An 8,507-nucleotide genomic window follows, 5' to 3' on the forward strand; every position below is an offset into this window, starting at 1 on the left:
CGGGCGGCAAGGTACGTGCCGGGTCAGGGCTGGTGCCGTTCGGGTACGGCGGAGTGCGGGCGAGCCGGTGCCGGCGCCGGCTCGGTACGGCCGTCACGCTCGTGCGGTGTCGGCTCCACCGCCCTGAGCTGCTGGCAGGCGGAGCAAGTCCACCCGGCGTAGCCAAACCATGTGCCGCAGGTGTCGCACTGCACCTGGCCGGTGCTCTGCGGGGCCGGGGCGACAGCGCCGCAGCGGCACGTCCAGTACCCGCACAGCGGGCACGCGTCGTTCGCCGACCGGAAGGTCAGCGGGCGGGTGAGCAGGAGTACCGGCTGCCGTTCGTAGCCCGGCGCCATCTCGGCCAGGGTGCGGCGCGCCTGGCGGCCAACGGACTCGGCGCGGGTGTCGCCGTCCGTGACCAGGCGGCCGACAAGCTGGTGGAAGGCGCTGTCGGTCTCGTCGCGCTCGGCGTGCGGCACCGGAGGGACAGCACCGGTGCAACGGCATGTCTCGAAGTTCCCGCCGCAGGTCGGGCACATGCCGGTCGCGTGGCCCGTGGTGAGGTCGAGGAGAGTGGTGTTCATGCCGCGACCTCCCAGCCGTTGCGGGCGCGGCGAGCGGTGTGGATCTGGCGGATCTGCGTGGCCAGGTTCCGGACCTCGGCGTTCTGGGCTGCCCGGGAAACGGCCACCGTGCGCACGGTGGCTGCGGACTTGTCGGGGTTCTTCGTCGCGGCGAACCGCAGCTTGATCGTGAGCTCGTCGAGCTGGCGGCCTTCGGTGTCGCGGTCGAGGTCGACGGCGACGGCCAGGCGCTCGGCCTGGTGGTCGCGGACGGCAGCGAGCTCGGGGCCGGTCAGGCCGGCGCGCACCAGCTCGTCGGCCTCCGCTTCGCCGTCGCCGTCGCGCAGGGCGAGCTCCTCGCACGCGGCCCGCATCGGGCAGCCGATGCAGAGGCGGATCGCCTTGAGTCGGCGGACGTGCCAGTCGGTGTCCGGCTCGTCATCGGCGCGGAACCAAAGGTCGGGGTCCATGCCGGTGCAGCGGGCACCGGCATCGACCGCGGCCTGGAGTACGGCCCGGCGTGTGTGCCGGGCCTGAGTGGATGTCATCCTGTGCATGCGCGTTTGCCCTTCTAGAGAGGGTGAGCTGCGAAGACGGCCCCCGGGTTGCCCCCCGGGGGTTCGTCGTGTTCAGGGCCGGTGGCCCTGTGACTGCTGTACGAGCAGCCACGGCCCTGGCCGCCCCCTTCTGCGGGGCGGCCAGGGCCGTGGTCGTTCGTACGGGGTGCTTCAGCGCGCGGAGCGCTGGGGGCGGAGCGTGTCCAGCGGGACCTCGAGGCATTCCGTCGGGACGTCACCGGCGGGCACCCCCCGGCGGTTCATGTCGGCAACATCCACGCGGGACAGCACCGCGTTCCAGTCGGCCAGGCGCCCGGCCGGCGTGCGTTCGGCACGAGCTCGTAGGGTCCGGTCGGTCCGCGGGCTGAACGCTTTAGGCAGCACTGTGGTGGCCGTCCGACTGGAGGATTCCTTCACGGCGTCGGTCAAGGCCCGGCGCCACTCGGGGATCGTCATGTCGAACTCGAGCCTGCGGTTGCTGCTCCGGCAGTGAACTGCGGCGGCGACGTGGGCCTTGCCGGTGTGGTGCGGGACTAACTTCTGGACCTTGCTCTGCATGCCGGTGATCGGCACCCAGGTTTCGCAGTCCTGGCAGACGAGTACGGCCTTGAGCGGGTTGCGAAGGTCGATGTGATGGAGGGGGAGCTCGGAGAGCTTGAGGGCGGGGAGGCCGCTGACCCGCTTCGTGCGGGTCCGGCGGGGGCGTTCCTTGGCGGTGGGCACCGCGGCGGTGATGGACATGCGGGATCTCCTCATGTGCGAAGGGGGAGGGGCTGCGTCGCGGTGCTCTCTCCGCCCGTCAGGACGCGCGGGTGACCCCGGCGTCCTGACGGACGGACAGCGCATAGCGCTACGACGTGCAGTAGAAAGTCGAGAACCCGGGGGATTTGTTGGTGCCATCAACCCCGGCCCCCTCTTGCGAGGCGGACGACTGCCTACGGTCGTGCGGTGGTACAAAACCACGTAACCCTTGCCCAACAGAGCGTTAGGGCTATCGCTATCGCCTAGTAGAGACCATGCCGGGCAGGTGAGTCAATAGCGATAGCTCTATTCGTGTCGAGCGGTTGTGCCCGCGCGCCACCGCCTGATAGAGCTAGCCCTAGAATCAGATCCCCGCACGACCTTGAAAGGTGGCTTCGATGCCCGTCTCGTATCGCGACATCGCCGCTGACCTGCGACAGCAGATCGGCGAGGGGCGATACATGCCGGGCGACAAGCTGCCGATGCTCACCGAGCTCCAGGCCCAGTACGGCGCTGGTTACCAGACCGTGCGAAGCGCCATCGCGCTCCTGGAGCAGGAGGGTCTGGTCGTCGCGGTGCGACGTAGAGGGACCATCGTGCGTGAGCGCCCTGAGAAGCGGCGCATCACCCGGTCCCGCCAGGTCTTCCGCGATGAGATCGGCTACTACTTCGACCCGACTGCCCAACCTTGGGTGGCCTTGGAGCCTCCCACTCTGCGTTGGGGCATCGTGCCGGTCGATCTCGCTGCCCTCATGGGTCTCGCCACCGGGGCTGAAGTCCTCGTTCGTGACCGCGTGATGGGCGACCCTGAGAGCAGGAAGCCGAAGCAGCTGGCCACCAGTTACCTGCCGGCCGACCTCGCTCGAGGAACTCGACTCGCAGAGGCCGACACGGGGCCAGGAGGCATCTACGACCGCTTGGAGGAAATGGGCCACCGCCCGCTCCGCTGGAGTGAAGGTGTCTCCGCCCGCATGCCCTCGCCTGAAGAAGCGGAGGCACTGAATCTCCCCGCCGACGTTGGCGTTCCGCTCCTGCGCGTCGTCCGGGTCACGACCAGCTCCAACGGCGAGGTTGTCGAGGTGAACGACACCAGGATGAGTGCCGAAGAGTTCGAGATCGGCTACTCCATCCGACGCCACGCGAGTGCTCGACTCGCTGATGACGATGGAGATGGTGACGACTAACACTGACTGCATCTCACGTGCCACGGTGCCCCTCCCCTCGGTTGATCTCGTGAGGGCCATCACACTCGGGCCGGGCGGGGCGAACCATCACAGGCGCTTGTCGAAGCTCGTACGCACTGCCGTTCACACGTTTTCAACATCCGCATATACATGCGATTTGAACCCCGAGCTCTAGGCTCGCGGTCATGACGATCACAGAGGGGCACGGGGTGGGGAAGCAGCGAGCAGGGTGGCGACCGGACAAGCTGCGCGAGCAGCGGGAGGCTCACGGCCTGACTCTGGAGAAGGCCGGCGAGCGGCTGCGGGAGGTGGCTGAGCAAGCCAAACTGAAAGGGATCCCGGCCGCGAATCCCCAGACGTTGTGGCAGCACGAGCAGGGAGAGGTCTACCCGGGTCCGCATTATCGTCGCGCCTATTGCCTTCTCTACCGGGCGACCGAGCCGGACTTGGGCTTTCGCACCGCTCTGCCTGGCGAAGAGACGTCGTTCAAGCTCACGCCGATGGACGACCGCCTCACCGACGCGCATGTCCTGGCCGTCGAACGGGCCATCCACCGTATTTCGCCCGGAAGCGAAGACGCCGGGCACTTCGCTCTCCAGCAGCGAATCATCGACGCGTGGAAGCGCCGGCACACCGGCGGCGACCCGCACCGTCCGGTGCTCATCCTGGTCGGCGGCTTCGCGGGCAGCGGCAAGACCGAGCTCGCCCGCTTCTTTGTTCAGCTCACCGGCTGGCCTCTGCTCGACAAGGACCCGCTCACCCGCCCGCTCGTAGAGCGCCTCCTGGTCGCGCTGGGCGGCGACGCGAACGACCGGCACACCGACCTTTACCGCGAGAAGGTCCGGCCGGTGGAGTACGACTGCCTGATGCAGTTGGCCATGGCCAACATCAAGTGCGGCATCTCCACGGTGCTGACCGCCCCATTCATTGCCGAGATGACCGACCCGGCCTGGATGCAGCGCCTGACCAACCGAGCGGGTTCGATGGGAGTCGACGTCTTCCCTGTATGGGTCCGCTGCGACGAGGAGTCGATGCGCGAGTACATCGGATTCCGCTCCGCGGCCCGGGACGCGTGGAAGCTCCAGCGGTGGGACGAGTACATGGCCACGATCGACCTCGACCTGCGCCCGGCAGTGCCGCACCTGGTCGTCGATAACCGGCTGGGCACCGCGGTGACGCTCGCGGACCAGGCCCGGCAGGCGATGGGGGCGATGTACGCATGACCGAAGGTCAGGGCGTGATCCTGTACGGCCCGCCGGCGGCGGGCAAGGACACCGTCACCGCCGCGCTCACCGAGCTGAACTCGAAGTACGCACAGTTCACGCGGCTCAAGGTCGGGTCCGGCAAGTCGGCCGGCTACCGGATGGGCACCGCGGAGCAGCTGCACGAGCTGGAGGCTGCGGGCGACGTCGTCTACGCGAACACCAGGTACGGCAACACCTACGTGATCGACCGGCCCGGCGCCGACGCGGCGTTCGCGGCCGGGGTGCCCGTGGTGCACCTCGGGCAGATCGACGGCATCCGCGCGCTGGTCGACGGCTACCCGGCCGACTGGTCGGCGGTGTTGCTGTGGTGCCCGCGCGAGGTCACCGGGCAGCGGTCTGCGGGGCGCGGCGACAGCGACACCGCAGCGCGCCTGGCGGCGTGGAACGCGACCCGCGAAGACCTGGACGCGCACCCGGGTATGACCTGGGACCTGACCGTGGACACCACGGAGGCGGCCCCGCAGGACGCGGCTCGACTCATCGACCAGCTGCTGGCGCGGCGGGCGGGCGCGGCGTCGGCATGAGCGCAGGTTACGGGTGGGCGAGTCGGTCCAGGGCGTCGGTGAGTGTGAGCTCGCTGTCGTCCTTGGCCTCGTGCCACCGTGCCAGCGTGGACGCGGCCGCGCGCAGCATCTCTGGGGGAAGGCCGGCGGCCGCGAGGGCGTCGGCGGCTTCCTCGAGCTCCGGGCCCCAGCGCCAGGCGCGGGCCGCGGTCTTGGCGACGTACTGCGGCTCGGACAGGTACGAGTCGGTGCGCTTCGAGGCGACCTCGATGAGCTCCTGGTCGACGCCGTGCTCGCGCGCCATCCCGATCGCGAGCGCCACCAGTACCCGGCTCGTCTTCTGGAAGCTGGCGTACGCCAGCTTCAGCGCGGACGCCTTCCCGATCTCCGTGCCCAGCACCGCCGTCTGGACGGCGGTGCCCGGGAACAGTGCCTCGATGCGCTCGGTCGCGGCGGTCGGGCCGGACAGGTACAGGGTCGGCGTCTTTCCGCGCACCGGCGGGGAGCCGACGACGCCCCCGTCCACGACGGTCGCGTCCGGTTCGAGCAGCCCGGCGATCCGCTGGACGCGCTCGGGGTTGATGGCGTTCGCCTCCACGTACACCCCGGCGAAGCGGTGCCGGGCGACGTCGCGGGCCAGGTCCTCGGCAGCGGTCGGCGGGCAGAGGCTGATGACGATGTCGCTGCGGTCCAGCAGTTCGGCCAGCGTCGCCGCGGGCATCAGCCCGAACCGGGCGGCACGCTCCACCGAGGCGGTGCTGCGCCCGGTCTCGCACCACAGGACCGCGGCCGCGTTGGCCGCGGCGCAGGCGGCCACAGCGGCGCCCATGCTGCCAGGGTGGAGAATTCCGACGGTCGGCTGGTCCACGGTGCTACTCCGACGTTTCGTTGAGCAGGATGGTGATGGCGTCGGTGACGTCCTCGACGATGTGGTGCGCGGCACGAAGGCCGTCCGGCCATGGCCGACCACGCAGCCAGATGGTACGCAGGCCGGCCTCCTGGCCGCCGCCGATGTCCCCGGCCGGGTTGTCGCCGACCATCCAGCCGCCGTCCGCGAGGTTCACCCCGCAACGGTTGGCCGCAAGTTCGAAGAGGCGCAGGTCCGGCTTGCGGATCTCCAAGTCACCCGAGACCGCGACGCCGTCAACCAAGTCGGCGAGGCCGGTCGCGGCGAGTTTGGCACGTTGGATGTCGCTGGCCCCGTTGGTGGCGATGCCGATCGTCCACGCGGCCGCGCGAAGCCGGGCCAGGCCCTCGAGGACCTCTGGCCGGCATGTGACAGCGGCCGCCATGAGGCTGACATACTCCTGCCACAGCTGCGCGGCGGGCACCTCCAGGTCGAAGGCTTCCCGCAGCCGGACGAAGTCGGCGGCGTTCGCGCGGTCGGCCAACTCGGTGCGGAGCCACCACTCGGCGTCTGGACCGAGGGTGTGTGCCCGACCCAGGCCAGTCACAGCGTCGCTGAGCGCCGACTGCCGGTCGACCAGCGTCCCATCCAGATCGAAGAACGCAAGGTGGGCCACGGAGAAGGACCCTACCGGGCACCCGGCGAGCCTGGCAGTCGCTTCTTCGCGCCGTGGGGACTGCCCGCCCCCGCCCTGCGGCGGCGCCAAGCCTTGCATGCGACACCCGACCCAGGTTCGTATTCACTCAGGTATTCATGGAGGTATGCTGAGGTCATGGCTGACACAACCGTCAAGATCGACACGGCGACTCGGGACCGTTTCGCCGCCATCGCCGCCGCCCGCGGACAAAGCGTTCGCGGCTACCTTGCCACGCTCGCGATAGAGGAAGAAAACCAGCTGAAGCTCGGCCACGCAACCGCCGCCTTCCGCGCCGCTGTGGCCCGCCCCGGCATCGCAGACGCCTTCGACCGCGACTTCGGTGGAATCCCTCAGCGCACGGACCGGGCGGCCTGATTTTGGACCTCCACATCGACATCCGTTGGCTCCTCGACCGCCAGGAGGACCTCCTTGGCAAAGAGCTGACCGTACGGGACTATTCCGCCCTGGTCGCCGCCGTGGCCAGGCATCGGGTGAACACTCCCAACCTCGACGAGACCTCACCCGACGCCTTCTGGAGGGCGGCAGCCCTGCTCGAACAGATCGTGCTGCTGCGCCCCCTCCCGGCCCGCAGTGAACTGTTCGGATACGGCGTCGTGACTGCCTACATCGAGGCATCCGGCGAATCCGTGGAGGCCACCTACGAGTCTTGGCATGATCTGATCGCAGACATCAGAGCACTGCGCCTAACGGTGTACGACGTGGCTGACCGGCTGCGCTCCTGGCGGACACCCGAAACGGGGTCCTGATGACACAGTCCCCGCCCGCCCGGAGCCCATAAATACCGAAGCCGCCCCGTCCTGGCAGGGACGGAACGGCTTCGTAGCGATCACTCGCTGTTCGACTCGCAGAACTTCCAGGAACCCGAGTCGTGTCCGGTGAGGTGACCTCGCCGGGGTGATGCCCGTGGACCTTCTCAGGCCCGCGCAGTCACCTATACCCAGGATAAGCGTCCCGTCTCACGGAACGCCACCATCCGGATCCTCGGTCAGGTCACATCTGCTGGTCACGGCTCCCCTATCAGGGGAGATCGACCCATTATGTACCGCCTGCCCACCCGTCGCCGCCGCCAGGTCGCGGCCGCCGGCCCGGCATTTTTTTTGAAGATCACTGTCACGTCTGAGGCCCAACAGCCCCTTGGGAGTGATGTGATCACTACTGTCCTCGCAGCCCAGGCCGCCGCCCTCGTCCCGCCGTACGGGACGCACATCAAGATCGCTGCCCGCCCTGTGGGAGCGAACGTACCTCCTCGGGACGCACGGCCACTGTCCACAGCCCGGCCGGTCCAGAGTCAGCGGATGCAGTTTTCATCCGGCGCCGCTCCGGCATGTCACACACACGCGCCATCTACCACTTCTATGCGCATGCCCCCCTCCTTCAACCAGTCCCCGCCCTTCCTTACCGTCCCGGCCTGCACCCTCCGTCTGGAGGTGACCCGATGACGGACGACGCGAAGAACGATCCCATTTCCACATCGATCGTCTCGGCGGCCATCCGCGGTTCGGAGCCGGCGCCGCCGGTGGCGGTACATCCGCACATGGTGTTCGGGTCGGGGCTGACCGATGCCATGGACACCCTTGTGCTGCTGCACTGCATGTTCCTGGTCGCGGCCGGTTTGCCGTTTACGGTCGCCGACGTTCTGACGTCGCTTCAGAGGGAGGGCATCGAGAGCACCAACGGCAGCGGCGTGGTCGGGCGTGATGCTGTCCGTGCTGCGGTCCGGCATCTGACCAAGGCGGGCTTCATCCGGCGTACTCAGGCGAACGGGGGGAGGTTCGGGAAGGTCGAGTACGAGCTGTTCCAGCACCCCGTTTACAACCCGAGCTGGCCGTCGACCGCCGCGCCGATGGAGGCCGATGGGGCGGCAAAACCACAGGTCACACCGGCGACGGCATTGCCGTCTGCGGTCCGACCTGCGGAAACAGGTAAAACCGCAGGTCACACCGGCGACGGCATTGCCGTCGCCGTAAATGCCGTTGCCGTGAATGCCGTCTTCGGCACAAACGGCAAAACCGCAGGTCACTCCGCAGACGGCATTGCCGTCTGCGGAGTTGCCGCCCCCCCCCCACCCCCCCCACCGGCGGCGGCGGTTTTGCGGCCCCCTAGTGTCAGGACCACCACCCCGCCGCGTGGTTGCACCGGAACAAGAC

At 68.7% G+C, this 8,507-nt stretch carries 10 protein-coding genes and 1 pseudogene; 6 read left to right on the plus strand and 5 right to left on the minus strand.

What is annotated here, in order from left to right:
* Positions 1-23: 23 nt before the first annotated feature.
* The 3 genes from ABZ371_RS24910 to ABZ371_RS24920 form a co-directional block, all read right to left on the minus strand.
* On the minus strand, positions 24-566 hold the full coding sequence (locus ABZ371_RS24910) for a hypothetical protein (RefSeq protein ID WP_358683455.1): 543 nt from the start codon (positions 564-566) through the stop codon (positions 24-26).
* Positions 563-1,093 (minus strand): WhiB family transcriptional regulator, encoded by a 531-nt coding sequence (locus ABZ371_RS24915; RefSeq protein WP_358683457.1) that lies wholly within the window; start codon positions 1,091-1,093, stop codon positions 563-565. Before ABZ371_RS24915 ends, ABZ371_RS24910 begins: the two co-directional genes overlap by 4 nt.
* Positions 1,094-1,273: 180 nt before the next feature.
* Positions 1,274-1,843, minus strand: coding sequence for a hypothetical protein (locus tag ABZ371_RS24920; protein WP_358683459.1), 570 nt, complete (start codon positions 1,841-1,843; stop codon positions 1,274-1,276).
* Between the two features lie 398 nt (positions 1,844-2,241).
* Here ABZ371_RS24920 and ABZ371_RS24925 point away from each other — a divergent pair, with 398 nt between their 5' ends.
* The 3 genes from ABZ371_RS24925 to ABZ371_RS24935 all read left to right on the plus strand — a co-directional run bounded on the left by ABZ371_RS24925 (position 2,242) and on the right by ABZ371_RS24935 (position 4,816).
* Positions 2,242-3,027, plus strand: coding sequence for a GntR family transcriptional regulator (locus tag ABZ371_RS24925; RefSeq protein ID WP_358683461.1), 786 nt, complete (start codon positions 2,242-2,244; stop codon positions 3,025-3,027).
* Between the two features lie 185 nt (positions 3,028-3,212).
* The gene (locus ABZ371_RS24930; protein ID WP_358683463.1) at positions 3,213-4,250 is read left to right on the plus strand and encodes an AAA family ATPase; all 1,038 of its coding nucleotides are present in this window, start codon (positions 3,213-3,215) and stop codon (positions 4,248-4,250) included.
* A complete protein-coding gene (locus tag ABZ371_RS24935) occupies positions 4,247-4,816 on the plus strand; it encodes a guanylate kinase (protein ID WP_358683465.1) in 570 nt (189 codons plus the stop codon). Before ABZ371_RS24930 ends, ABZ371_RS24935 begins: the two co-directional genes overlap by 4 nt.
* Before the next feature lie 7 nt (positions 4,817-4,823).
* Here ABZ371_RS24935 and ABZ371_RS24940 read toward each other — a convergent pair whose 3' ends face one another.
* Both ABZ371_RS24940 and ABZ371_RS24945 read right to left on the minus strand, forming a co-directional pair.
* A complete protein-coding gene (locus ABZ371_RS24940) occupies positions 4,824-5,663 on the minus strand; it encodes a DUF1932 domain-containing protein (RefSeq protein ID WP_358683467.1) in 840 nt (279 codons plus the stop codon).
* Between the two features lie 4 nt (positions 5,664-5,667).
* Positions 5,668-6,318, minus strand: coding sequence for an HAD family hydrolase (locus tag ABZ371_RS24945; RefSeq protein ID WP_358683469.1), 651 nt, complete (start codon positions 6,316-6,318; stop codon positions 5,668-5,670).
* Positions 6,319-6,474: 156 nt separating this feature from the next.
* On the opposite strand from ABZ371_RS24945, the gene ABZ371_RS24950 reads away from it, so the two are divergent.
* The 3 genes and pseudogenes from ABZ371_RS24950 to ABZ371_RS24960 form a co-directional block, all read left to right on the plus strand.
* Positions 6,475-6,714, plus strand: a complete 240-nt coding sequence (locus ABZ371_RS24950) for an antitoxin MazE7 (protein ID WP_358683471.1) — start codon at positions 6,475-6,477, stop codon at positions 6,712-6,714.
* 2 nt (positions 6,715-6,716) lie between these two features.
* Positions 6,717-7,106 (plus strand): toxin Doc, encoded by a 390-nt coding sequence (locus ABZ371_RS24955; RefSeq protein ID WP_358683473.1) that lies wholly within the window; start codon positions 6,717-6,719, stop codon positions 7,104-7,106.
* Positions 7,107-7,795: 689 nt separating this feature from the next.
* Positions 7,796-8,507 (plus strand): annotated as a pseudogene (locus tag ABZ371_RS24960) (hypothetical protein); the annotation flags it as partial.

Origin of the sequence: Streptomyces sp. NPDC005899, assembly GCF_040629645.1 — a bacterium.
Classification (GTDB): Bacteria; Actinomycetota; Actinomycetes; order Streptomycetales; family Streptomycetaceae; genus Streptomyces.

Excerpts from the sequence above, each read along its gene's own strand:
- ABZ371_RS24930 (WP_358683463.1), top strand. The coding sequence starts at position 3,213 with ATGACGATCACAGAGGGGCACGGGGTGGGGAAGCAGCGAGCAGGGTGG.
- ABZ371_RS24950 (WP_358683471.1), top strand. The coding sequence starts at position 6,475 with ATGGCTGACACAACCGTCAAGATCGACACGGCGACTCGGGACCGTTTC.
- ABZ371_RS24925 (WP_358683461.1), top strand. The coding sequence starts at position 2,242 with ATGCCCGTCTCGTATCGCGACATCGCCGCTGACCTGCGACAGCAGATC.
- ABZ371_RS24935 (WP_358683465.1), top strand. The coding sequence starts at position 4,247 with ATGACCGAAGGTCAGGGCGTGATCCTGTACGGCCCGCCGGCGGCGGGC.
- ABZ371_RS24910 (WP_358683455.1), bottom strand. The coding sequence starts at position 566 with ATGAACACCACTCTCCTCGACCTCACCACGGGCCACGCGACCGGCATG.
- ABZ371_RS24920 (WP_358683459.1), bottom strand. The coding sequence starts at position 1,843 with ATGTCCATCACCGCCGCGGTGCCCACCGCCAAGGAACGCCCCCGCCGG.
- ABZ371_RS24915 (WP_358683457.1), bottom strand. The coding sequence starts at position 1,093 with ATGACATCCACTCAGGCCCGGCACACACGCCGGGCCGTACTCCAGGCC.